Source organism: Photorhabdus aegyptia, from assembly GCF_000612035.1.
Taxonomy (GTDB): Bacteria; Pseudomonadota; Gammaproteobacteria; order Enterobacterales; family Enterobacteriaceae; genus Photorhabdus; species Photorhabdus akhurstii.
In genome coordinates this window covers 13815-37528 of the sequence record NZ_JFGV01000027.1, presented here as the reverse complement: position 1 = coordinate 37528, position 23714 = coordinate 13815, and the positions used below count along the sequence as shown (strand labels likewise).

Annotated in this window: 23 protein-coding genes; 8 read left to right on the top strand and 15 right to left on the bottom strand. The window is 42.0% G+C overall.

Annotated elements, in window-relative coordinates:
- Positions 1-11: 11 nt before the first annotated feature.
- From BA1DRAFT_RS10260 to rfaQ, 3 genes are read right to left on the bottom strand one after another with little or no spacing between them, the layout of a single operon-like run.
- On the bottom strand, positions 12-1115 hold the full coding sequence (locus BA1DRAFT_RS10260) for a glycosyltransferase (protein WP_036778536.1): 1104 nt from the start codon (positions 1113-1115) through the stop codon (positions 12-14).
- The gene (locus BA1DRAFT_RS10255) at positions 1112-2242 is read right to left on the bottom strand and encodes a glycosyltransferase family 4 protein (protein WP_036778525.1); all 1131 of its coding nucleotides are present in this window, start codon (positions 2240-2242) and stop codon (positions 1112-1114) included. The genes BA1DRAFT_RS10260 and BA1DRAFT_RS10255 overlap by 4 nt, the downstream gene beginning before the upstream one ends.
- Complete coding sequence (rfaQ, locus tag BA1DRAFT_RS10250; RefSeq protein WP_036778524.1) at positions 2239-3303, bottom strand: putative lipopolysaccharide heptosyltransferase III; 1065 nt, start codon at positions 3301-3303, stop codon at positions 2239-2241. Before rfaQ ends, BA1DRAFT_RS10255 begins: the two co-directional genes overlap by 4 nt.
- 222 nt (positions 3304-3525) lie before the next feature.
- On the opposite strand from rfaQ, the gene waaA reads away from it, so the two are divergent.
- Genes waaA through coaD form a run of 3 tightly spaced genes read left to right on the top strand, consistent with a single transcriptional unit; the run spans position 3526 to position 6059 of the window.
- Complete coding sequence (gene waaA, locus BA1DRAFT_RS10245) at positions 3526-4803, top strand: lipid IV(A) 3-deoxy-D-manno-octulosonic acid transferase (protein WP_036778523.1); 1278 nt, start codon at positions 3526-3528, stop codon at positions 4801-4803.
- Entirely contained in the window at positions 4804-5577 is a 774-nt protein-coding gene (locus BA1DRAFT_RS10240) for a glycosyltransferase family 2 protein (RefSeq protein ID WP_036778522.1), read from the top strand. It abuts the gene before it with no gap.
- Positions 5577-6059: a pantetheine-phosphate adenylyltransferase gene (coaD, locus tag BA1DRAFT_RS10235; RefSeq protein WP_036778521.1), complete on the top strand. Its 483-nt coding sequence runs from the start codon at positions 5577-5579 to the stop codon at positions 6057-6059. The genes BA1DRAFT_RS10240 and coaD overlap by 1 nt, the downstream gene beginning before the upstream one ends.
- A gap of 64 nt (positions 6060-6123) precedes the next feature.
- Here the strand turns inward: coaD and mutM are convergent, their stop codons facing one another.
- Positions 6124-6933: a bifunctional DNA-formamidopyrimidine glycosylase/DNA-(apurinic or apyrimidinic site) lyase gene (gene mutM / locus BA1DRAFT_RS10230; protein WP_036778519.1), complete on the bottom strand. Its 810-nt coding sequence runs from the start codon at positions 6931-6933 to the stop codon at positions 6124-6126.
- A gap of 119 nt (positions 6934-7052) precedes the next feature.
- On the opposite strand from mutM, the gene rfaL reads away from it, so the two are divergent.
- Positions 7053-8270 carry an O-antigen ligase RfaL gene (gene rfaL / locus BA1DRAFT_RS10225; protein ID WP_036778588.1) on the top strand — a complete coding sequence of 406 codons (1218 nt, stop codon included), beginning with the start codon at positions 7053-7055 and terminating at the stop codon, positions 8268-8270.
- Between the two features lie 33 nt (positions 8271-8303).
- Here the strand turns inward: rfaL and BA1DRAFT_RS10220 are convergent, their stop codons facing one another.
- The 7 genes from BA1DRAFT_RS10220 to radC form a co-directional block, all read right to left on the bottom strand.
- On the bottom strand, positions 8304-9479 hold the full coding sequence (locus BA1DRAFT_RS10220) for a glycosyltransferase family 4 protein (RefSeq protein WP_036778517.1): 1176 nt from the start codon (positions 9477-9479) through the stop codon (positions 8304-8306).
- Positions 9460-10578 carry a glycosyltransferase family 4 protein gene (locus BA1DRAFT_RS10215; RefSeq protein WP_036778515.1) on the bottom strand — a complete coding sequence of 373 codons (1119 nt, stop codon included), beginning with the start codon at positions 10576-10578 and terminating at the stop codon, positions 9460-9462. Before BA1DRAFT_RS10215 ends, BA1DRAFT_RS10220 begins: the two co-directional genes overlap by 20 nt.
- Positions 10559-11581, bottom strand: coding sequence for a glycosyltransferase family 9 protein (locus BA1DRAFT_RS10210; RefSeq protein WP_036778513.1), 1023 nt, complete (start codon positions 11579-11581; stop codon positions 10559-10561). Before BA1DRAFT_RS10210 ends, BA1DRAFT_RS10215 begins: the two co-directional genes overlap by 20 nt.
- A 187-nt stretch (positions 11582-11768) precedes the next feature.
- A complete protein-coding gene (locus tag BA1DRAFT_RS10205; protein WP_036778508.1) occupies positions 11769-12890 on the bottom strand; it encodes a glycosyltransferase family 4 protein in 1122 nt (373 codons plus the stop codon).
- Positions 12891-13104: 214 nt separating this feature from the next.
- Positions 13105-13272: a 50S ribosomal protein L33 gene (gene rpmG / locus BA1DRAFT_RS10200; RefSeq protein ID WP_010847629.1), complete on the bottom strand. Its 168-nt coding sequence runs from the start codon at positions 13270-13272 to the stop codon at positions 13105-13107.
- Between the two features lie 11 nt (positions 13273-13283).
- Positions 13284-13520, bottom strand: a complete 237-nt coding sequence (gene rpmB / locus BA1DRAFT_RS10195) for a 50S ribosomal protein L28 (protein WP_011148921.1) — start codon at positions 13518-13520, stop codon at positions 13284-13286.
- A gap of 240 nt (positions 13521-13760) precedes the next feature.
- Positions 13761-14453, bottom strand: coding sequence for a RadC family protein (gene radC / locus BA1DRAFT_RS10190; protein WP_036778505.1), 693 nt, complete (start codon positions 14451-14453; stop codon positions 13761-13763).
- Positions 14454-14650: 197 nt separating this feature from the next.
- On the opposite strand from radC, the gene coaBC reads away from it, so the two are divergent.
- From coaBC to slmA, 3 genes are all read left to right on the top strand, one after another.
- Positions 14651-15868, top strand: a complete 1218-nt coding sequence (coaBC, locus tag BA1DRAFT_RS10185) for a bifunctional phosphopantothenoylcysteine decarboxylase/phosphopantothenate--cysteine ligase CoaBC (RefSeq protein ID WP_036778504.1) — start codon at positions 14651-14653, stop codon at positions 15866-15868.
- A complete protein-coding gene (gene dut, locus BA1DRAFT_RS10180; RefSeq protein ID WP_036778501.1) occupies positions 15846-16304 on the top strand; it encodes a dUTP diphosphatase in 459 nt (152 codons plus the stop codon). Before coaBC ends, dut begins: the two co-directional genes overlap by 23 nt.
- 117 nt (positions 16305-16421) lie before the next feature.
- On the top strand, positions 16422-17021 hold the full coding sequence (slmA, locus tag BA1DRAFT_RS10175) for a nucleoid occlusion factor SlmA (RefSeq protein ID WP_036778585.1): 600 nt from the start codon (positions 16422-16424) through the stop codon (positions 17019-17021).
- Positions 17022-17080: 59 nt separating this feature from the next.
- Here the strand turns inward: slmA and pyrE are convergent, their stop codons facing one another.
- Positions 17081-17722 carry an orotate phosphoribosyltransferase gene (gene pyrE / locus BA1DRAFT_RS10170; protein ID WP_036778498.1) on the bottom strand — a complete coding sequence of 214 codons (642 nt, stop codon included), beginning with the start codon at positions 17720-17722 and terminating at the stop codon, positions 17081-17083.
- A gap of 85 nt (positions 17723-17807) precedes the next feature.
- Complete coding sequence (rph, locus tag BA1DRAFT_RS10165) at positions 17808-18521, bottom strand: ribonuclease PH (RefSeq protein ID WP_036778495.1); 714 nt, start codon at positions 18519-18521, stop codon at positions 17808-17810.
- A 126-nt stretch (positions 18522-18647) separates the two neighbouring features.
- Between rph and BA1DRAFT_RS10160 the strand changes: the two genes are divergently transcribed.
- Positions 18648-19511: a YicC/YloC family endoribonuclease gene (locus BA1DRAFT_RS10160; protein ID WP_036778493.1), complete on the top strand. Its 864-nt coding sequence runs from the start codon at positions 18648-18650 to the stop codon at positions 19509-19511.
- 298 nt (positions 19512-19809) lie between these two features.
- Here BA1DRAFT_RS10160 and BA1DRAFT_RS10155 read toward each other — a convergent pair whose 3' ends face one another.
- Both BA1DRAFT_RS10155 and BA1DRAFT_RS10150 read right to left on the bottom strand, forming a co-directional pair.
- Positions 19810-20550 (bottom strand): hypothetical protein, encoded by a 741-nt coding sequence (locus BA1DRAFT_RS10155; RefSeq protein WP_036778492.1) that lies wholly within the window; start codon positions 20548-20550, stop codon positions 19810-19812.
- Positions 20547-23528: an N-6 DNA methylase gene (locus BA1DRAFT_RS10150; protein ID WP_036778491.1), complete on the bottom strand. Its 2982-nt coding sequence runs from the start codon at positions 23526-23528 to the stop codon at positions 20547-20549. The genes BA1DRAFT_RS10155 and BA1DRAFT_RS10150 overlap by 4 nt, the downstream gene beginning before the upstream one ends.
- Positions 23529-23714 lie beyond the last annotated feature (186 nt).

Sequence of the window (23714 nt, the reverse complement as noted above, 5' to 3'; positions counted from 1 at the left end):
TACAACAATGTTTATTTCTTTAGCAAAGTTAAATATTTTACCAAAATAATATCTAAATCAAACTTCTTATACATATCCTCTGTAATTACAGGCGGTTCATAGCAGACAAACTTCATTTTCTCTGCAAGCGAATCAACTGTCAGCTCTGATTTATATTTTTCCAGCTCACCAACCATAATTTCATTGATTCCACCAGGACACATCGTGCTAACAATTGGCGTATCACAAATCAATGATTCAATCAGTACATTACCTAATCCCTCGCTATCAGAACTCAAGACAACCGCTTTAGCTCCACGGATAACAGGTAATGGATTTTCGAGGAATCCCGTTAAAATCACTTTAGACTGTAAGTTTAAATCCACAATTTTCTGCTTTATCTGTTGAGTAATAACCTCATCTCCGTGACCAACAATCAATAACTTACACGGAATATCTGCTTGCGCAAACGCTTCTAATAAACGATCATGCCGTTTAACCCGGTGAAATCTACCAACATGTAATAAATAGGTCTCATCCGCATAAGGGTTATTTTGCAGTGATTTTTGTTTAATATCTGGGATATTAAAAGGATTATAAATTGTCACCATTTCATTAGGCGTAAGTGACAAATTATTTTTTAAATCTTTCCCTACAGCATCAGATACACAAATTAAATTCCGGTTATTATATGTCCACTTGATTTTTTGTTTCTTGATCCAACGAGATAATCCCGCTTTATTACCAAGATATGAGTTTGAAAATACCCCATGAATACAAAACCATACATTTAACCCCGCTAACACTTTTGATTGCACGACAATACGATCAGTTTTATGCAAGTTTGAGACAATCAACGCAGGGATGCCCTTGCGAAGAAAAACTTTTTCTAAAACCTTATCCATAGATTTAGCCCGACGGCAAATCTCAGTCTGTCTTCTAAAAAGCCCTTTGTACCTATCAGCATCAATGATCAGTTCAATACCATCAGGTACCGAATATTCACATTTCTCCGCCAAAGAGAGCAACGTAACATCATATCCCCTCTGTTGCAGACCATCACAAAGCCGGATAGTGACATTTTCTGCACCGCCACCAGGTAATCCATCAATGATAAATAATATATGTCCTTTCATGATGAAAGCACCTTTTCGTATAATCCAATGAGCTGTTGTGATAAATGTTCCGGTGTATAACAGAGTATTCCCGTTCTCGCTAATTCTGACATTTTATTATTCAAATGATTTGAAGGCGTATTCTGAATCGCTTCCGTAATATCCGAAATAGCCAAGGCATCACATACAAACCCGTTACTCCCAGAGTTAATAAATTCAGCGCCGCCACATGTCGTACTAGTTATTACCGGAAGCCCGCAAGCCATCGCCTCCAGTATCACATTTGGAAACGGATCATATAAGGTCGGCAACAACAAGCCATCTGCAAGCTGATAAAAGGGCAACGTCTTTTTTTGAATACCCATAAATCTAATTCGCCCATTGCATCCCAGCGAGTTAGCTAACTGCTTGTATTTCTTTTCTTCTTTATCTTGCCCTACAACTATCAAATAGGCATCAGTCGCACTCACTGCCTGAATCGCTGCCTTTAATCCCTTTCGCTCAAACCCCGAACCAACATAAACTAAACATTTAGCCTGTACGGGAAGGTTATATTCTTTCCTTAATTGTATTCTCTGAGATTCAGTTGCCGGAAAAAATTGTTTATTGTCTATCGAATTATAAATAACCGATATTTTTCCCTCAGAAAGCCCAAAATCTGTCATGACCTCCCTTTTTACCATTTCCGAGTTACAAATAACCATTTTTAACTCTGGCGCCGAATACATCTTTTGTTCAGCGTCCATTACATAACGATGGTAACGACTCGTAAAAAGCAATTTGCTTCGCCAAGGAGATAAAACACGCGCACGCTGCTGTAGCCAGCGCTGATGAACGCCATCACCCGCACGATAAATATCGCAACCAGCAATACGTTCATGACTTTGAACAAGATCAAACTGCTCTTTTTCCCATATTACTTTGGCTGCTTTAGCAAATCCTCTCTCACGGCTGATGCGTCCCCATTTATGAGGATTTGCTAAATGCACATGCCAATCAGGATTAACATCTCCCTGCCAGGAACGTGTAATAACGTTAAGCTCCAAATTTTCATTTCCCAAAGCTTCTAAGGCGCGGGAGACAAAACGTTCTGCACCACCATCCGGACGATATTTCTGCCGAACAATCGCAAGACGTACTAATTTCATAATAAATTTCTCCGGGCGGCTGCAATAACCATATCACTGGGAATGACATTCAGATAACGTATATCCGTTTTAGTATCAACATCATCAGGATCAGGTAAATCACCATAATCACCAGCCCAAATAACTTCACCTTTCGCTTCCCACGGACGCCAGAATACTAACTTTGATGGCCCAAATAAAGCGATAGCCGGTGTTTTCAACGCAGCAGCCATATGCATAGCAACGGAATCCATCCCTATGAATAAATTAGCCCCCTCAATCAGCACTGCAAGTTGCGGTAAAGTTAACTGGCCAGCAAAAGAAACTACTCTTTCTTTTGGACAGTTTGCTAAAATCTTCTCCACCATCTCCTCCTCCTTACGATCTGGCCCGGAGGTAACAACAATTACCCAACCATCAGACTGCAATGCACTAATCGTTTCACTCATCTTTTTTTCATCCCAACATTTAAAAAGCCAGCGGGATGTTGGTTGCACAACAATATATTTTTGATTCACACCATGCTTACCAAGAAGCGCCAAAACAATCTCTTTATCCTCCTTACAGTAACTCATCGTCACTTTAGTGTTGATCAATGGAAGATTTAACAACGAAAGAGCTGACAAATTCTGCTCAACAATATGCAAAAACTGGCTATGCTCTGTCGGAACAAGATTTGTGAAACATTTTTTCCAAAACAGGCTGCGTCGTTTTACTAAATCGAACCCAATACGCACTTTTGCGCCAGTAAATCGTGCCACAAATGCACTATACCATTGATCAGCTAGATTAATAACCAAGTCGTATTGACGATATCTTAATCGTCTAAGCAATCTCCATTCATGACCAAGATGTGCTTTGGTTCCTTGTTTTTTCCATTGTCTATCTATAGAAAATAGATTATCCACAGAAGAAAAATCAGCCAATATTGGTTCGGTTTCTTTGTAGAGTAAAACATCAATTTCCACCTCAGGATAATTATCCTTAAGGGTATTAATAACTGGTGTAATTAATAATACATCACCATGATGTCGTAACTTTATTATCAGAATACGGTCAAATTGAGCGTGTAATTTACTCATTGCATTCCCAGTATAAAGATAAACGAAAAAGCTGCCGCGACCATGTGCAGAAGCTGCAAAAAATCCGTGCTACTTTCATATTAATAGAAACACGATCTTGCCTAAAAATCCTAATTTACCTTTCTAATTCTGTTCAGATTCTAGAAGCCATACGCATTTTCATACTTTCTTTGAAGCAATGTGATACTATTGGCGCTAATTTATGTAAATGAATTTGATAGAATGTTACTGCGTTTATATCAGGTACTTCTCTACCTTATCCAACCTCTGATTTGGTTGCGTTTATTGCTCCGCAGTCGCCAAGCCCCGGCTTACCGTCAACGCTGGGGTGAACGCTATGGTTTCTGTGCTGGTAAAGTTGCCGCTGGAGGCATCCTGCTCCATTCCGTTTCCGTGGGTGAGACGCTGGCCGCAATCCCTTTAGTCAGAGCCTTGCGCCATCACTACCCTTTTTTACCCATTACCGTGACAACGATGACGCCAACAGGCTCAGAAAGGGTGCTTTCTGCTCTGGGAAATGATGTTAATCATGTCTATTTGCCATACGATCTTCCCGGTTCTATGGAGCGCTTCCTCAATCAAGTTAATCCAAAGTTAGTCATTATCATGGAAACAGAACTTTGGCCTAATCTGATTTTCCAACTTCACCAACGCAACATTCCTCTGGTCATTGCTAATGCCCGTTTGTCCGCACGTTCCGCTGCGGGATACCAAAAAGTAGGGAATTTCGTAAAAACAATTTTGCGTAGCATTACCTTGATTGCCGCTCAGAATCCAGAAGATGGTGAACGCTTTATTGAACTGGGTTTAAAACGCTCTCAACTGGCTATTACCGGCAGTTTGAAATTCGATATCTCAGTAACGCCTGAATTGGCCGCTAAAGCCGTGACATTACGGCGCCAATGGGCTGCTCGTCGGCCTGTCTGGATAGCCACCAGCACCCATGATGGGGAAGAGAGTATTATTCTAGATGCTCATTGCAAGTTACTGAAACAGTGTCCAAGCCTGTTATTGATCCTAGTTCCTCGTCATCCTGAACGTTTTATTAAAGCGGAAGAGTTAACCAAGAAAGCTGGACTCAGCTATATTCTTCGCAGTTCTGATAAAATCCCTGACGCCAATATTCAGGTTGTTATCGGCGATACGATGGGTGAACTGATGCTGCTTTATGGTATTGCCGATCTGGCCTTTGTTGGCGGCAGTCTGGTTGAACGTGGCGGTCACAACCCGCTAGAAGCGGCAGCCCATGCTATTCCGGTGCTAATGGGTCCACATACCTTTAACTTTAAAGATATCTGCGCCAAGCTGAATCAAGCTAATGGTCTGATTACCGTTTCGGACAGCCACTCTTTGTTCACCGAGATCAACAGTTTACTGACTGACGAAGATTATCGCCTGTATTATGGTCGCCACGCAGCAGAAGTGCTGCATGAAAATCAAGGCGCTCTTCAACGCCTGCTTAAACTGCTGGAACCCTATCTCCCACCTCGGAGCCACTGAATGAGTGACAAAAAACGTCTTTCCGTTGTCATGATCGCCAAGAATTCAGCGGATCTGATAGCAGATTGTCTTACCTCAGTCCATTGGGCTGATGAAATCATCGTGCTCGATTCTGGTAGTTCAGACGATACTTGCCAGATAGCACAGGCAATGGGCGCAAAAGTATTTTCTAACACAGAATGGCCCGGGTTTGGTCGTCAGCGTCAGCTAGCTCAGCAATATGCCTCTGGCGATTATATTTTTATGATCGATACTGATGAACGCGTAACACCAGAACTGAAAGCATCCATAGAACAGGTTCTAACATATGCTGATAACAGCAAAGTCTACAGCTGCGCCCGCCGGAATCTATTTCTTGGCCGTTTCATGAAACACAGCGGCTGGTACCCGGATCGGGTCATCCGCCTCTATGCTCGTGACCGTTATCAATACAATAACAATCAGGTTCATGAATCCCTTGAAACCAATGGTTCGCCGGTTGTCACTCTGCAAGGGGATTTACTTCATCTTACTTGCCGTGATCTGATGGAATTTCAGAGAAAACAGCTAAATTATGCTAAAGCCTGGGCAGAACAACGCTATGAGCAAGGTAAACAGTGCGGTTATTTCTCAATTTTCAGTCACACTTTTGGGGCTTTTTTTAAAACCTGGCTGTTGCGAGCTGGCTTTCTTGATGGTAAACAAGGGTTAGTACTGGCTATTGTCAATGCTCAATATACGTTTAATAAGTACGTCGCGTTGTGGGAAAAGAGACAACAGAAGGGTAAAAATTGATGAAAACCAAAGCCATTTATCCCGGAACATTTGATCCTGTCACCTACGGTCATATTGATATCGTCACCCGAGCCGCGGATATGTTCGACCACGTTCTATTTGCTATCGCCAACAGTGCCAGAAAGAATCCTATGTTTACTCTGGATGAGCGCATTGCTCTGGCAAAAGAGGTGACCTCACATCTGGATAATGTGGAAGTGATAGGTTTTTGTGAATTGATGGCTAATTTCGCCAAAAAACAGCAAGCCAATATCCTTATCCGTGGCCTTCGTTCAGTATCTGATTTTGAGTATGAATGGCAGCTTGCTAATATGAACCGCCACTTTATGCCCGAATTAGAGAGTGTTTTTCTGCTGCCATCACAAAATCTCTCGTTTGTCTCTTCATCCTTGATTAAAGATGTCGCTCTCCACGATGGCGATATCTCATCATTCCTACCAGAGCCTGTCGCCCAAGCCATGCTAAAAAAACTGGGCAAGTAATTTACTCTATTCACTGGAGGCGGATACTCCCTATGCAACGCCTCCCCTAACTATCCGATATCAACTAATACTGACAGTGACGGCAAAAGAAAGTACTGCGCTGCCCAAGCTTAATACTCTCTATTTTTTCACCACAAATTCGGCATGGCTCTCCTGCTCTACCATAAACAAACAATTCCTGAGCAAAATAGCCCGGTTTACCATCAGATTGCAGGAAATCTCTGAGTGTCGTACCACCCTGCTCAATAGATCGTTGTAGAACTTTCTTAATCGTTTCCGCCAGTAAGTTGGCTTCACGCTCAGTTAAAGTCTGCGCGGGACGATCAGGCTGAATATGGGCAGTAAACAACGCCTCATTTGCATAGATATTACCGACTCCAACAACCAGTTTGTTATCCATTAGCCAGGGCTTAATCAAGGTTTTTTTCTTATTTGACCGGGTGTAAAGATAAGAACCGTTAAAATCATTAGAAAGTGGCTCCGGCCCCAAATGAGCCAATACCGAGCATCGTTCAAGATCATCGCTCCATAACCACGCCCCAAATCGTCTGGGATCGGTATAACGCAAAACCTTACCATCTGCCATCACTAAATCCACATGATCGTGTTTCTCCGCAGGGCGCTCCTCTGGCAAGATACGCAAACTGCCCGACATTCCCAAATGGACAATAATCCAACCATTTGCCAGTTCAATCAGCAAATATTTGGCACGGCGTTGAATGCTAAGCACAAGCTGGTCACTCAATTTCATAATTTCTTCCGCCACCGGCCAACGTAGCCGACCATTCCTGACTACCGCATACTGGATCACATTCCCTACCAGATGTGGCTCTATTCCTCTCCGGCTGGTTTCTACTTCTGGTAGTTCTGGCATGGTAATAACTCCTAACTATGTATATTGTTTCAACTCTATTGCATCTGAGCAGATTAAGATAATCTTTTCATGTATTATTTCCAACCAAACTCAACAGAAACGAAAGCAGATTGATGAATATGTTTAATATTAAAAGTCGTGATAAAAGATCATTATGGAATCTATCCATCATTGGGATTTATATAGCCCTTGTTTATCTGCCCGATATAACGAGATATAAAAACCTGGTTATCGCTCTTATTGGCATTACAGCACTAACCTATCTGGTGACAGATTTTCGTCAAGTGATGCGCTCCATGCGTAATTCACTATTTCTGTCCATTTTGTTATTCGTTTTAGCCATGTTCTATTCAGTGGCGATTTCCGTCGATCCGGCATTGAGTTTTAAGGATATGAATAAACCCATCCTGAATGGGCTGTTATTGTTCAGTTTTACTTTTCCTGTTGTCCTGTACAAAGAAAACAAAGAAAGTATTGCCAAGATGATTTTGTACTCATTTGCCATTGGTATGCTGGCAATATGCCTCACTGATATTGGTAAATACATTATTAACTACAATAAAGGTGAAATGCCTTTTACCAACTTCAACCATCGAGAATTTTCTTACGGCTTTATTTTCTATTTCCCCATCTTACTGTGTACTTGGGCATTGTGGAAGAAACATACCTTAGTGAGTTGGCTAATACTGGCTGTTGCTTCCGCTATCAGTCTGTTTTTGCTATTAGGTACCTTAGCTCGTGGCGCTTGGGTCGCCGTTGCCGTCATCACTGCTTTTATCATCATCATTAATCGTGAATGGAAACTGACCATAATAGCGAGTTTAATCCTTAGTTTTTCAGTTGTACTTTCTCAAACTACGATCATAGCTAATGAAAATACTAAATTATTATTTTGGAAGCTGACTCAAACTGATAGCAGCCATCGTTATAAAAATGGCACACAGGGTGCTGCTCTTGAGTTAATTCAAGAAAACCCGATTAAAGGCTACGGTTTTGGCAATAAAGTCTATCACAAGGTCTACAATGAACGAGCTGCTGACTATCCAGACTGGATATATCGCACATCCATCGGCCCCCATAATATCTTTCTGGCACTCTGGTTTGCCGGTGGAATCATCGGTTTGATTACCACTTTGCTGATGACCTTTTCAGCGCTATACACGGGTAGCCATATTATTAGCCGTAACAATGGCGTAATAAAGCAGGCCAGTATTATTCTACTGACGGGATTTATCGGATTATTTATCGTCCGAGGCGCCTTTGAAAATACCTATATCAATGAAATAGGTATTCTATTCGGCCTGATGATTGCTCTATATCAGCAGAAAAACGATTAACCAGATCTCACGGCTATACTATCAAACCGATTATTATGCAGAAATATCCTTTGATATTGTCTGCATAATAAGCTTCGCTCGCTGTTCCCAATTAAAACGCACTGTCACCAACATTTTCGCATAACTGACTTGTGACTTAACTTTTTCTGGATTATCTCTTATTAACTGAATCTGTTGAGCAAAACTCTCCGCATTTTCACTATCAGCAAAACTGACCGCATTTTCATCAACCACATCACGAATCGAAGGAAAATCGGAGATAACCACAGGCTTATCCATCGCCATATATTCAAATAGTTTCAGTGGCGAAGTATAGCGACTGCCAATGCTAGTTTTAGTTAATGGCAACAGACAAATATCATTATCTGCAATTATCTGAAAACGTAATTTAGGTTGAATAAATCCAAGAAAATTGATTTTATCGCCAACTCCCATTTGCTGAGCAATCTGTCGTAATTGCTGAATTTGCTCTGGTTCACCACCAGCAATATTCAATATTGCATTCTCAAGGTAAGCCATCGCTTTGATCGCCGTAGGAACACCTTTCCAATGATGCAAACTGCCCAAATAAAGGATCTGGGTTGGTAATTCACCATCGTCTGATATACGTTTATCTAATGACACCGATTCGACTGCCCGCAGATCCACACCATCCGGCGCAACAACTATTGGTATGCTGACATTGTATTCACTAATAATATCATCACGGAGTAACGACGTCAGAGCGAAAACAATCCTGGACTGACGATAAACAAAGTGCTCGATCTCTCTCAGCTTCTGATACTTACGCTGATTTTTATTTTTACTTAAATCATGAGATTCTTTAAATGATTGGGCAAAAATCTCATGACTCTCAAAAAACAGCGGAATTTCTGGATGTTCACATAATAAATACTTTGCCATTTTCAGATTACGGGTAAAAACGGCATCTACCTCATTTCTCTTCAACCAATGGGAAACCTGGAAATAGAACATTTTTTGGGTATTGAATGGAAAATACCATTTACGCCGAATATTGCGTAAAGAGATCAGTTTAGCGGATAGTGATAATGAACGCCCCAAGATCTCCTCTGCGGTATTTTTACCTTCAGGCGTAACCAGATATACACTAGCACCCTGGCGAGCAAATGCATCAACATTCTGCAAAATTTGCAGTGATGCTACCCGATAATCAGGAACCGGATAGGGATCAATATAGGCAATCTTCATTATTTATCGCTTTTAGTAAACGATTTGCTGAATGCTCCCAGGTATACATTGTTTCAATCCGTTGACGAGCCGCTTCTCCCATTTTTTGCCCCCTGTCTGGTTGAGACAATAAAGAATTAACCGCATCGACAATTGCTGAAACATCTCCTGGCGTAACCAAAATACCTGAATTACCTTCATTACCGACAACTTCCGGTATGCCTCCGATATAACTGGCAATAACCGGCCTGCCACACGCCATCGCTTCCGCAATCGTAATCCCAAATGCTTCGTCACCAATACTGGGGAAAATCCCCGCGTCACCAGCAGCATAATATTCAGGCAACTGATCGTGCCCTACAGGTGGATGGAAGATGACCTGTTTTTCCAGCCGCAGTGCTGCAACCCGCTTTTCCAAGCGTTGCAGATCTTCACCTGATCCGATAATCAGCAATTTAACGTCTTTATCCTGTAGTTGAGCCATTGCATCAATAGCCACATGTATGCCTTTCCAGCCAACCAACCGCCCAGCAAAGGTCAGCAAAAATGTTTTATCGCTGATCCCAAGACGAGTTCTGACAGAAGAGTCTATCGGCCTGAATTTATTAATATCAACACCATTGTAAATCACCTTCGGAAATTGTTTAAAATGGTGCTGAATCTGCCAGGCATTAAAATGGCTGCATGCCACCCAAGCTGAAATTCGTTTACTCAGCTTTCTGTCACCCTTGAAAAAACTGGTGCCGCCGCTCATATAGCAAAATTTAGTGCGACTCTCTTTTGGCATCATTCGAGGCCAGAAAAAATCAAATGGCTTAGTCAGAATAACCCAGTCAAAATCTCCAGCAACAACCATATCGCAAGCATGGCGAGCAAATGAGTAGCGTTCAATAATACGTTGAAAACGTCGACCAATATTAATCACTTTCTCTCTGGGAATAAATGGAAAAGTATGAACCTGGATTGCTCTTCCATTGAACTCTGGCTGGACATCACCCTTGCCGCCAAAAATATGGATCTCATGCCCGGCATCAGTCAACGCTTTCGCAAGTTCCCAGACTGCCGTCTGAATACCACCGTAAGACATAGTTACAGTGACATCAACCAAACCTATTTTCATCTTTTCTTCCTGACGACGTAGTTCCTAGTAACTTTTGCGTTGCCTGCCAGACTTGTTCAACAGATATTGCAGACATCGAGTCTTTGCGGGTGGCTTGCATATAGTGAACCGGATGTTCAATAACCGCCAAATGTGAATGCTGTTGAGGCGCTAAAAAACGGCCTGGATGAAAACTATGATACATAGCAACCATCGGGATACCCAATGCATCAGCTAAGTATGTCGGCCCTGTATCAACACCAACATACAAATCAAATCTACTCATTATTGCTGCATTCTGTCGCATTGTTAGTCCACCAACCAATGAAGTACACTTTTCAGCCCCTAATCTTTTTGCCAGTGACTGTGCAGCAATTTTACCGTCAGTACTGCCTAATAACATAATATGCGACTGGGGATAACAGCTATAAATGTGTTGCGCTAATTGGTAAAAATGTTCAACCGGCCAATCACGATAAGCTTTTGCCGGGAAGCTTTGTAACTGAAAACCAATCAGGAGTTTATTCTCTAAATGATACTGCCGCATAAAACCATCAGCAAAACGTAACTCCTTTTCACTCACACAATAATTCAACCGCCAGTCACTTACCTCAACATCTACCGCACCAGCAAGCATGGCCCGTTCCTGTTGAGCTGGCATCAGCACCTTTGGCTTTTCCACAGTTAGCCAATCAGATTGCAACGTGGACTTATCTGAAAACGAAACTGTTAAGCACGATTTACGTTTTGCATACTGTAATAAAGGTTTATCGTCACTATAGACTAAAGCCAAGTCATAATGTTTACAGGTAAACCAACCACACCATTTTGCCTTACCTTTCGAAAAAGCAGTCAATTTATTGATATCATTTATATTTTCAAGGATCTGTTTAGTTCTTTTATGAGCCATAACATCAATATTCGCACCAGGCCATTTCTGTTTTAAAGCACGGATTACCGGCGTTACCAGTAAGGTATCACCGAAACGAGCTATAATAATGACCAGAATATTCTTGATCTGCATAAGACAATTATCTGATTAATCCGCTATAAAATTCAACAAAATATACAAAAAAACCATCTTGTATACAATTGATCGCAACAGAGTGATTTAACTAATAATCAACCTTAAAGTAATTTAATATCAATAAGTTGATATTACCCAAAACCATAAATCAAAGAAAAAGGACCAGAATAAATCTTAAAAAATGTTAACGTTTCTTACCTTTAATGCTGTGAAAAAAGATATTTTCCATTTTATCCAACATATTATCTATGCCAAATAAAGCCATTGCCCGCTTTAATGAAGAATGACCGAATTGCAAGCGCAGTTCATTATTATGAATCAACAAATCTAAACATTTCGTCAATAACTCTGTATTTCTAGGTTCCACGATATAACCCGTTTCACCATCAATTACCGCTTCGGCAATTGCACCAACAGAGGTTGATACCACAGGTATTCCACACGCCATTGCTTGCATAATGCCTTGTGGTACGCCTTCATTACCAAAAGAAGGTAATGCAAATAAATCCATCGCATTCAAACAATCAGGAACATCCTGACGGTTGCCTAAAAAAATGACACTGTTTGACAAGCCTTCTCGCTTTACTAATGGTTCCAATGATTTACGTTGTGGACCATCACCCACAAACAAAAGTTGCCAATCAGGATATTTCTGGTGCAGAATTTTCCAACTTTCTAACAGATAGCGATGCCCTTTCCAAGTTCTCATGGTCGCAACGACGCCTAATGTCGGTTTATCTTGAATCCCAATCCGCTGACGGCAAACTTTCTTATCTTCCGGTCGGAAACGATCTAAATCTATGCCGGTAGGCACTGATGTCATATGTTGTAATGGATAACGATTATTAGCATGCAGATGTTGACGTAATTTTTCACCTGTAGTCGCAATATGTCGGCACGCTCTCAAATACAACCAACGAGTTGATATTGAATTAGCAACATGGGTAGAAACATGCCTGGTTCTGACCATTGGCGGCATATGCCTTAACGTCGTGCAAGCCGCAGCAACCAACCATGCATCTGTCGAGCTATGTGTATTAATAACGTCAAATTGACGACCTTCATTTTTCAACCAACGACGCATAGCAAGAAAGCAGGACAACCGCTTTTTCTCAATAGGCAGGGCTACTACCGGCACACCATAAGATTTTGCTTCACGGTAGATATTAGAACCGGGACAACAGACAATAACCACTTTGTGTCCACGTCTTATCATTCCTTGGGATTCCGTCAGGATACGGATTTCCTGACCACCCCAACCACAAGAAGATTCTGTATGTAAAATATTTAGTTTTTCTTTAGCCATTTCGGTTTCATATCTAGCCTACCGGAAGGCGTTAGTATAGCGAAACAACATCTTACGTCTACGAATAACAGGATATATATGAAATGCAGAGAAGAATCAGTGAGTATTTGTTAAAACTCTTCAGACAACAAAAGACCACCTCCCTAGGAGGTGGTTTAAGGATGACAACAAAAAACCCGGCCTAAGCCGGGTTTTTATCAAATCAACCAAAGTTTTATTTAATCTTGGCTTCTTTATACATAACATGCTGACGAACAACTGGATCAAATTTTTTCATTTCCAGTTTCTCAGGCATAGTACGCTTGTTCTTCGTAGTGGTATAGAAGTGACCAGTACCAGCCGAAGAAACTAGCTTAATTTTATCGCGAATACCTTTAGCCATTTTTCAGCTCCTTAGTACTTCTCACCGCGGGTACGAAGCTCAGCCAAAACTGCGTCAATACCCTTCTTATCAATCACACGCATACCTTTAACAGATACACGCAGAGTCACAAAGCGCTTCTCGGACTCAACCCAGAAACGGTGGGAATGCAGATTAGGCAGAAAACGACGCTTAGTCGCATTCAGTGCATGAGAGCGGTTATTACCACTCATCGGGCGTTTGCCAGTAACTTGGCAGACTCGGGACATGTCTATTCTCCAAAAATCAAATCAGCTCGAGCTTTGTATTGGGTATGGCCGCCTCGTCAGGCTTAGGAGCCCATCTCAGCAAATTCTACTGAAAAGACTCACATTTACTCAGAAAATGTGCTGAGATAGGCTCTTCTCGCCAAACCAAAGATCCTCAAAGGTGGCGTAGTATACGCCCTCAATCGCTGACGCTCAAGTCCCGCACAACCAAAGATCCACAAGGATCTTGAAAAAGTTAGCTTAAATCCATCCTCGCTCCGCAAATGAGACACAACATTGCCGGCCAATAACCAGATGATCCAGCACTTTTATACCAACCAAATTACAGGCATCAATCACTTTATCTGTAACAATCTTATCTGCCAAACTCGGCTCTGCATGACCTGATGGATGATTATGAGCCAAAATGACGGATGAAGCATTCACCTTTATCGCTGATCGGACAATTTCACGAGGATGAACTTCAACTTTATTGATTGTGCCTTTAAACATCTCCTCATGACAGATGACTCTATTTTGGTTATTGAGAAACAACACAACAAATATTTCCCTATCACGCCCCGATAATAGATTTTGCAAATACTCTTGAGTCACACTTGGACTACTCATAATATCTTCATGCATGAACTGGCTGGAAAAAAAACGTTTTGCCAGTTCTGCAATAGCCTGTAATTGTGCATACTTGGCTAATCCCATTCCTTTATGAGAACAAAAAGTATCATAATCAGCAGAGAGTAAATGGTACAAAGACCCAAATTCTTTCAATAGAAATTCCGCCATTCGTAAAACAGGAAGTCCTCTGGTCCCGGTACGTAAAAAAATAGCCAGTAACTCAGCATCTGTCAGAGAAACCGAACCATAAGCCAGTAATTTTTCTCTGGGAGCTAAATTTGAATATATTTCTCCTGTATTTTCAGCGATATCAATTCCCATATATTCATCTCCCTGCTCTGTTTTACCTGATACAAGCAGTATTCCATGCCTTAAATATCAGGGCGAATATCATATTCAAGAGCTGCGTAGCCGCTCGCAAACTTATTCTTTTTTACAATCAAAGCTCAGACTCTGCTCAACTCTGTAATCTCTTGTGATAAAATCTTGGCCCCTTGCAACTTAATATTCGGACAATCATGATGGCAGGACTTTCCGGCAAACAGATTGTGCTCGGTATTAGCGGCGGAATAGCCGCTTACAAAACTCCCGAGCTGGTACGTCGCCTGCGTGATCGCGGCGCACAAGTACGTGTCGTGATGACACCAGCAGCAGAAGCGTTTATTACACCAATGACGTTGCAGGCAGTTTCTGGTTATCCCGTTTCTGATGATTTGTTAGATCCAGCAGCAGAAGCGGCTATGGGGCATATTGAGCTTGGCAAGTGGGCTGATCTGATTATTCTCGCTCCGGCTACCGCTGATTTACTGGCGCGCCTGGTCGTCGGTATGGCAAATGATCTCGTGACAACTGTCTGTTTGGCCTCCCCAGCCCCAATTGCCGCAGTGCCCGCAATGAATCAACAGATGTTTCGAGCTCAAGCAACACAACATAATCTCAAGCGCCTTGAAGAACGAGGCATTCTCCTGTGGGGACCAGACGATGGCAGCCAAGCTTGTGGCGACGTTGGTCCCGGCAGAATGCTAAATCCCCTAGCAATTGTCGAACTCGCCGAACAACATTTTCAAACCAACCAAGACTTAGCTCACCTAAAACTTGCTATTACCGCCGGACCAACCCGGGAAGCATTGGACCCAGTTCGCTTTATCAGCAATCACAGCTCAGGCAAAATGGGATTTGCTATTGCTCAAGCTGCGGCAACACGTGGTGCAGACGTCACCCTAATCACTGGCCCCGTTAATTTACCGACACCACCGGGAGTCAAACGAATCGATGTTACCAGCGCTCTGGAAATGAATGAACAAGTACAGGCAGTAGCGGGTTCACAGCATATCTTCATTGGTTGTGCTGCGGTCGCAGACTATCGCGCTAAACAGATTGCCGAAGAAAAAATTAAAAAACAGGGTGATGAAATCACTTTTACCCTGATCAAAAACCCGGATATTGTTGCCAATGTAGCAGCAGTGCAAGAAAACCGCCCCTTTGTGGTTGGATTTGCGGCTGAAACCCAGAATGTGGAAGAATACGCACGAAAAAAACTGAACCAAAAACATTTGGATCTGATTTGTGCAAATGATGTATCCCTTACTGGCCACGGCTTTAACAGTGATACTAATGCATTACATTTGTTCTGGCATGAGGGAGAAATCCGCTTACCTCATAGTAATAAGTTATTACTTAGCCACCATTTATTAGACGAGATAGTCAGACGCTATGATGAAAAAAATCGACGTTAAAATTCTTGACCCACGTATCGGGGAGGAATTTCCTTTGCCAACTTACGCCACGCCTGGCTCCGCAGGTTTAGATTTGCGGGCTTGCCTGGACAATGCGATAGAACTGGCTCCAGGGCAAACCGAACTGCTGCCAACCGGGCTTGCTATTCATATTGGTGATGAACAATTGGCAGCCGTTATTCTACCTCGTTCAGGTCTTGGACATAAACATGGCGTCGTTCTGGGTAATCTGGTGGGTTTGATCGATTCTGATTACCAAGGTCAGCTCATGGTTTCCGTCTGGAATCGTGGTGATAAAACTTTCACTATCCAGCCAGGCGAACGTATCGCTCAGATGGTTTTTGTACCCGTTGTCCAAGCTGAATTCAATCTGGTAGCAGATTTTGAAACCAGCGAAAGAGGCAGCGGTGGTTTTGGTCATTCTGGTCGCCAATAAATCTCTGTAAAACCTAATACCATTTAACCCATTATCATATTCTTTGCCCAAAATACGCTTGGGCAAAGAATGACTGATTTGTTTGTTTTGCTGTTCTTAACAAAGGTCTTGTCAGACATGGCAGAAAACGAAAATACGAAGAAAAGAAACAGGCGCGAGGAGATCTTGCAGGCGCTGGCGCATATGTTGCAATCCAGTGATGGTAGCCATCGAATCACTACCGCTAAACTGGCCGCCAACGTGGGCGTTTCCGAAGCTGCCTTATACCGGCATTTTCCTAGTAAAACCCGGATGTTTGACAGCTTGATTGAGTTCATTGAAGACTCATTAATTTCCCGGATTAACCTGATTCTGCAAGATGAGAAAGATACTACGACTCGTATTCGCTTGATATTGATCCTGATTCTGGGTTTTTCAGAAAAAAATCCCGGTCTGACCCGCATCATGACAGGTCATGCTCTAATGTTTGAACAAAACCGGCTGCAAGGGCGCATAAATCAGTTATTTGAACGAATTGAAGTACAGATCCGTCAAGTTTTAAAAGAGAAAAAATTACGTGATGGGCAAGGTTTCAGTTATGATGAGTCGTTATTAGCTTCCCAGTTACTCGCGTTTTGTGAAGGGATGCTATCACGTTTTGTACGCTCTGAGTTCCACTATCGTCCAACGCAGGAATTTGAAGCACGCTGGCCATTATTATTGGCTCAGTTACAATAAGTTATTCTACTACTCACCCCGCCCGTTATTGGGCGAGGGCTTTTTTTGAAGCTTATCTATCAGATACCGTACTGTGCACGATAGGCTTCTACTGCATCCAGATGAGCTTTCATCTCTGGCTGACCACTCAAATAATTAATCAAATCATTCAAAGTAATGATAGAAAACACTTTGCAACCATAATCTCTTTCCACTTCCTGAATTGCCGAGATTTCACCATTCCCACGCTCCTGACGATCAAGACAAATCATCACGCCGGCAAGCGTCGCATTATGCTGCTTGATAATCTCCATAGATTCACGGATAGCTGTGCCTGCGGTAATAACATCATCAACCAGAACAACATTGCCTTTAAGTGAGCTACCAACCAAAGTACCACCTTCGCCATGATTTTTAGCTTCCTTACGGTTAAAACAGTATGGCATATCAATATCATGATGCTCTGCTAGTGCAACTGCCGTTGTCGTTGCAATTGGAATACCCTTGTAAGCCGGTCCGAATAACAAATCGCACTGAATACCGCTATCCAACAATGCTGCTGCATAAAAACGCCCGATTAACGCCAAATCACGCCCAGTATTAAACAGCCCGGCATTAAAAAAATACGGGCTTTTACGTCCTGATTTCAGGGTAAACTCCCCAAATTTCAGTACCTGTTTTTTTAGCGCAAGCTCGATAAATTCGCGCTGATAGGCTTTCATTGGTGTCTCTCCTCTCTATTTAGTCATCGTTATCGCCATACAACAGGCACAAAAAAGGCGACTACTCTGTCGCCTAATCAATTTATTATTTTAATGCATTTCTCTGCGCTGCAAAAATATCCTCTAATCCTCCCTTGGCAAGGGCCAGCAAGGATAACAACTCATCATGACTAAATGGCTCGCCTTCCGCGGTGCCTTGCACTTCAATCATTCGGCCATCTTCCATCATCACGACATTCATATCAGTTTCAGCGGCGGAATCTTCTACATATTCCAGATCACAACAGCCTTCACCACCTACAATGCCAACAGAGACCGCAGCAACCATTGATTTCAGAGGGCTCTCTTTCAGCTTGCCGGCTTCAACCATTTTATTCAACGCATCAGCTAGCGCGACACAAGCACCCGTAATAGAAGCCGTACGAGTACCGCCATCAGCCTGAATAACATCACAATCCAGTGTAATTGTGTGTTCACCCAGTTTTTTTAGATCAACAGCGGCGCGTAGCGAACGAGCGATTAAACGCTGGATTTCCATCGTACGCCCGCCCTGTTTGCCTTTAGCTGCTTCACGAGCATTTCGGGTATGAGTAGAACGCGGTAACATGCCATATTCCGCCGTCACCCAACCCTGCCCCTGACCTTTCAAGAAACGAGGAACCCCTTCTTCAACGGATGCATTACATAACACTTTGGTGTCCCCAAACTCTACTAGAACCGAACCTTCCGCGTGCTTAGTATAATGACGGGTTATAGTGATAGGACGCACTTGTTCTGCCGCTCTTCCTGTTGGGCGCATAGTGTTATCTCCGTTGTTAAACCATTATTGGGGGCGCATTATACGGCCTAACAGGGCTAATTCCTATCCTGCATCTACAACGAGCGTTATAATCTCTTAATCTTTTGTTTAAATTGGGAACGAATCATGATCCGTAGTATGACAGCTTTTGCACGGCGAGATATCAAAAGTAAATGGGGAAATGCGGCTTGGGAGCTGCGCTCCGTTAATCAACGTTATTTAGAAACTTATATTCGCCTACCAGAACAATTCAGAAGCTTGGAACCGGTAATCCGTGAACGTATTCGTTCCCGTCTGACTCGCGGGAAAGTTGAGTGCAACCTGCGTTTTGAACTGGACTCACGCGCACAAGGCGAACTTATCCTGAATGAAACTTTAGCAAAACAGCTAGTCAATGCGGCGAACTGGGTCAAGCAACAGAGTAACGAAGGTGAAATCAATCCTGTTGATATTCTGCGTTGGCCTGGCGTTATGGCCGCAGAAGAGCAAGACCTGGATGCTATCAGCACTCAATTGCTGCAAGAACTGGATACAACACTGGATGCCTTTATTCAAAGCCGTGAAGCCGAAGGCAATGCACTTAAAATTATGATTGAACAACGTTTGGACGCAGTAACCGAAGAAGTCGGTAAAGTTCGCCAACAAATGCCTGAAATCATACAATGGCAACGGGAACGCCTGCAAACCAAACTAGAAGAGGCACAGGTACAGCTTGAAAATAACCGTCTTGAGCAAGAGTTAGTTTTACTGGCTCAACGCCTCGATGTGGCAGAAGAGTTAGATCGCCTTGATGCCCACACCAAAGAAACCCGTAATATTCTAAAGAAAAAAGAAGCCGTCGGCCGCCGACTGGATTTTATGATGCAGGAATTCAACCGCGAATCTAATACTCTTGCCTCCAAATCTATCAACGCCGATATCACTAACTCCGCTATTGAATTGAAGGTGCTAATCGAGCAGATGAGGGAGCAGATTCAGAATATTGAGTAAGGTTTCAGGCGATCTCGCATTGTCTCACCATTAGTAGAACCCTCTCAAACAGCCCGTAAAATCGGGCTGTTCTTTTATCATAATGTCTCATCACGTATCACTAAAGCGCATGTTTAGCGTGTACCTATCTATGTACATAATGAATTTTTATAATCAACTCTGCAAAGCCGCCTTCGTCAAATTTGTCAAAATATTGGTGAGATTTGCCATGACACAATAGGTAGAAAATTATGTCGCTGTGCCCAAAAAACTGACAAAATTTCAAAATATTATTTTGCAGGATGGCAGTTCATTATACTTATGGCATTTTTGGTACGATTAAGTCCCACATATGCCAAATACTGATTTCACCGGGATCACCGCCATTTAAATATTTCCATTGCCGTTTATGTGTGCTTACAGCTGTTATTGGCGTAAATATATTAGACATCTTTAAATACTTTCCATTAGACTCATTACTTTGAAGTTCTTTTTCTTTAACTAATTGTGTTTCAAGTGATGATATTTCGCGAAACTTCGGTTTTTGGTAAGCCAACATGATTCCGGCCTGCATAGTCCATCCGTAGTCACCACCAACAAAACGCGACATCCCCTCAGTTGTATACAGATACATTGGTTTTGCCATACATACAACCTTACTCTCGATATAAATTCCAACGAGCCTACGGGTTATCGAAAGAGGATTATTGGAAAGACGTATAATTAGATCTGGCTGTTTATTAAGAAGCTTTCCATTGTAATTAGGAACATTTTCTCCCCGACAAACAGTTTCGAAAGTATCACCAGAGAAACCAGGAACTACCGGTATTTCCATTTCTAACATCTGCAATAGCAGATTACAAATGGCATCAGTATAAACATCCTCTTCAGGAGCTCCCGGACTTATACTGACAAGATGCTTTGCAGGGTTTGCATTAATTTCCGCCCAAACATACTTTATAGCTTGTGCAACTACACGAATAATATTCGGTGGGACTTGCACGGGAAAACCATTTTGTGCAGTCACGTATGGTAAAGGATTTCCGACGAGCCCTGTCATTTGTATCCCCTATTCAACACTGGATGACCACGTTTAATCAAATCAAGAGCTAATGTTCTTGCTGATGTACTTGACCAATATCGCCGTTGATTGAGAATTCCTAAATATAACGAGTCTTTAAACGGAATTTCAACTAATGAAGCATCCAAGAAATCTCCCATTCCTATTGTAGCCATTAGGTGTTCAGAACTTGGGATTTCACTCTTTTCTTGTTCGCCAAGTCGTATAAAAACCCATGGAGAAAAAGCACCAACATCCAATATTTCAATACATAATGGTGTATCGCTCATATCAAATGGCAGCAGTGTCGTTTGTAAAGTCTGCTTGAATCGCTCAATAATCTTTTTATCCACAGCATTTACGGCATTAGTGCGAATAGCTTTATATGGAAGGCCTACAGAAAGCCTATCGTTAATAAGGTTAACATCTCCAACTCTTAGGTGATATAGTTTTCGAATAAAAGTTTCTACTAAATTCTCAACATCATCACTGCTTGTAAGGAACGCTTCCTTAATTAAAACTAATTGATTTTTAAGTTCTTCACTCAATTCATTCAACGGGCAAAATGGAAACATTTCTGCCTCAGCCTTCTGTAGAGTGCTTCTCTCACAACCCATTTTACTACTCGTCATTAATGTGAAATACAAAAACAATCGACTATTAAACAAAGTAGATAAATATACTGCTAGTAATTCTGGCTCAGGTGATTTCTTACAACTATATCCGATATAAGAACGATTATAAGCTACATTTTGAAATGTAAGGATTGCCATTGGGCAATTATCTTTAGAACTAGGCGACTCTCTCAATAATACTAAAGGGGCATCATAGTTTTCTTGCTCGCGCAATCTATGAACACGTTGAAATTGAAAATCTGAAAAAGTATTAACTGGGGCGATATACCAATTGGCATCCTGCGGCTTCGGCATATTTTTCATACCATAAAGAAAAGCAGAATCAACTCCGGGGACGCCAACTTGTTTGGTTTGATAACCATGAGTGGCAGATATATTTAGATCTTTTAGATAATCTGCAATACTTTTTGGATATAGATTTTCAATTCGCTCTATTAACTCAATATCTAAAGCATTTCCCTTCGCCAAGGTCTTAAATAAATGACTAGTCTTCTCAACCATCGCCACATCTGATATCCATGCATCTTTGCTGTTAACACGAATACGACCGACTCGATTCAGTGCAGGATCTTCAACAGGTGTGACAGCATAAAATTGGCTCTCTTTATCTGCGCGTTTATTACGAGCAACCAGCAAACAGAAATGTGCCGACATATTCGGCCATACAGAAGTATTACGCAGTTCCATTCCATTCAGGATATAGTTCACTTCTATCCCTTGGAAAAGGCTAACACGAGCCGCATGACCAATTGAAGAAATCTTCGTAAGGAGACGGCCATGGAGTGCGAATGCAAGAATTCCATTAGGTTTTGCTAACCGAGTAGATGCCCAAACAAATGGAAGATCAGGTACACCATCAGGGTTGGGCACCGCTTCTAATCCACGTTCAGCCATATGCGTAGCAACTATCGAATTAAGAACATCACGACGTATTGAATTTTTAGTTGCAGTCCAAGGTGGATTTCCTATAACTAAATCAAATTTTCCCTCATAAGATTCAAGTGATTCTGGTGAAAGGCTACCAAGATTTAATTCAGGATAATATTTGTCCCATTTTTCGGCGGCTATAAGAACCGCATCCTGTAAAGGAGTAAAATCTAAATCCTTTAATTTTTCGGCTTCAGGATCAAGTTCTAATGCAGTTAAATATATCGCTAATGCTGTTAGTTGTCTTGCAGCAGGGTTAATATCAAAACCAACTAATTGATTATTGAGAATATTGCGAATAACACGCGTATTAGGCTGTACCCCCGTAGCTTGCCAATTCTCCTTAACTAAGCGTCTAAACGCTGATAAAAGGAAAACCCCTCCCCCGGAAGCTGGATCAAGAACGCGCGACTTATACGCATCAGTTCCAAGCGACTTAAAAGCATGATTTATTAAGTTTTCAGCAATGTGGTGTGGTGTATAATAGACACTATCTCTCTTTGCGGCACGTTTATCGAAACGGTGAGAAAATACCTCATATACTTGGCTTAATAACCCCACGGGCAAATAAGAAAAATGTAAGTCCCCCCAAGAAAACTGAGTTTGATAAACTCCCTCACCAAGTGGCCGATCCCCATGCATAATGGCGGTCAGATCATTAAGAACCGCAGTACGAGAGTCTAAACACTGGAAATACTCGATAGAGCCTCTATCTGGAAGTTCTAAAAGATCACCATTGAAAGTTTTGTCTAACCAACGACAAGCCGCAGATGCAGATTTTGCTGTACTGAAACAGTCCTGAATCTTATCTACATCTGGTAATGGACTAACTTCAGGAATAATTCCTCGATCCCCTAGGAACCGCATAAATAGCGCCCGACCAACAAGAGCCAAAACCTCGCTTGGGTCTATGCCTTTGGCGTGAACAAGATGGTCTGTAACTGAGTTGAGCAATTCGAGCATGAGTTCATGCGCACCGAAGTTAACTTCACTTTTAGGGTTAACTAGAACATCACCTGTCATCAATCGAGCAAGGATACCAGGTTCTAGCTGGTTAACCTCAAATAACGGCGGCTGATCATTGCGTATGTTAGACAAAGCATAGACTTGAACAATACCGGGTCTAACAACAGCTGCATAAGGAGCGTCAGCCCGAAGGCCCAGAAAACGTATAGAATCTTGCAATTCTCTTTCAGACACGCTGCTCGTCTTTTGATCATCAATGATATAAATGAATGGTTGCTCATCGTGCAAAACGACGGCGTTAGGCACAAATTTATGTTGCTCACCAGCGCGCACTAAGCCAATAAAATCCAAATGCTCTGGAGATAATAAAGTTGGTCTAAGCTCTAATACCTTATCCTCAGGTACACTCAAGGCAGCAGCAACATTTATTGCAGTGATTGATGCTCCCATAAATGTCTGACGCTCCGATTCAAATTTAACCTTGACAATGTATAGCTTTATCCTAACCCATTGGATTCTAGAACGACAGGTTTATTTAGTGAAAATCACGCTTAGGGTCAAAAGAATGCTACAGGGTCTCTCTTAAGCTCGTGAATGTAAACACTGAGAAAAGGCTCTACCTTATTTGCCATATAC

Bases quoted from the DNA above. Each gene is read 5' to 3' on its own strand.
- BA1DRAFT_RS10260 (WP_036778536.1), bottom strand. From the start codon at position 1,115: ATGAAAGGACATATATTATTTATCATTGATGGATTACCTGGTGGCGGT.
- BA1DRAFT_RS10255 (WP_036778525.1), bottom strand. From the start codon at position 2,242: ATGAAATTAGTACGTCTTGCGATTGTTCGGCAGAAATATCGTCCGGAT.
- rfaQ (WP_036778524.1), bottom strand. From the start codon at position 3,303: ATGAGTAAATTACACGCTCAATTTGACCGTATTCTGATAATAAAGTTA.
- waaA (WP_036778523.1), top strand. From the start codon at position 3,526: ATGTTACTGCGTTTATATCAGGTACTTCTCTACCTTATCCAACCTCTG.
- BA1DRAFT_RS10240 (WP_036778522.1), top strand. From the start codon at position 4,804: ATGAGTGACAAAAAACGTCTTTCCGTTGTCATGATCGCCAAGAATTCA.
- coaD (WP_036778521.1), top strand. From the start codon at position 5,577: ATGAAAACCAAAGCCATTTATCCCGGAACATTTGATCCTGTCACCTAC.
- mutM (WP_036778519.1), bottom strand. From the start codon at position 6,933: ATGCCAGAACTACCAGAAGTAGAAACCAGCCGGAGAGGAATAGAGCCA.
- rfaL (WP_036778588.1), top strand. From the start codon at position 7,053: ATGTTTAATATTAAAAGTCGTGATAAAAGATCATTATGGAATCTATCC.
- BA1DRAFT_RS10220 (WP_036778517.1), bottom strand. From the start codon at position 9,479: ATGAAGATTGCCTATATTGATCCCTATCCGGTTCCTGATTATCGGGTA.
- BA1DRAFT_RS10215 (WP_036778515.1), bottom strand. From the start codon at position 10,578: ATGAAAATAGGTTTGGTTGATGTCACTGTAACTATGTCTTACGGTGGT.
- BA1DRAFT_RS10210 (WP_036778513.1), bottom strand. From the start codon at position 11,581: ATGCAGATCAAGAATATTCTGGTCATTATTATAGCTCGTTTCGGTGAT.
- BA1DRAFT_RS10205 (WP_036778508.1), bottom strand. From the start codon at position 12,890: ATGGCTAAAGAAAAACTAAATATTTTACATACAGAATCTTCTTGTGGT.
- rpmG (WP_010847629.1), bottom strand. From the start codon at position 13,272: ATGGCTAAAGGTATTCGCGATAAAATTAAGCTAGTTTCTTCGGCTGGT.
- rpmB (WP_011148921.1), bottom strand. From the start codon at position 13,520: ATGTCCCGAGTCTGCCAAGTTACTGGCAAACGCCCGATGAGTGGTAAT.
- radC (WP_036778505.1), bottom strand. From the start codon at position 14,453: ATGGGAATTGATATCGCTGAAAATACAGGAGAAATATATTCAAATTTA.
- coaBC (WP_036778504.1), top strand. From the start codon at position 14,651: ATGATGGCAGGACTTTCCGGCAAACAGATTGTGCTCGGTATTAGCGGC.
- dut (WP_036778501.1), top strand. From the start codon at position 15,846: ATGATGAAAAAAATCGACGTTAAAATTCTTGACCCACGTATCGGGGAG.
- slmA (WP_036778585.1), top strand. From the start codon at position 16,422: ATGGCAGAAAACGAAAATACGAAGAAAAGAAACAGGCGCGAGGAGATC.
- pyrE (WP_036778498.1), bottom strand. From the start codon at position 17,722: ATGAAAGCCTATCAGCGCGAATTTATCGAGCTTGCGCTAAAAAAACAG.
- rph (WP_036778495.1), bottom strand. From the start codon at position 18,521: ATGCGCCCAACAGGAAGAGCGGCAGAACAAGTGCGTCCTATCACTATA.
- BA1DRAFT_RS10160 (WP_036778493.1), top strand. From the start codon at position 18,648: ATGATCCGTAGTATGACAGCTTTTGCACGGCGAGATATCAAAAGTAAA.
- BA1DRAFT_RS10155 (WP_036778492.1), bottom strand. From the start codon at position 20,550: ATGACAGGGCTCGTCGGAAATCCTTTACCATACGTGACTGCACAAAAT.
- BA1DRAFT_RS10150 (WP_036778491.1), bottom strand. From the start codon at position 23,528: ATGGGAGCATCAATCACTGCAATAAATGTTGCTGCTGCCTTGAGTGTA.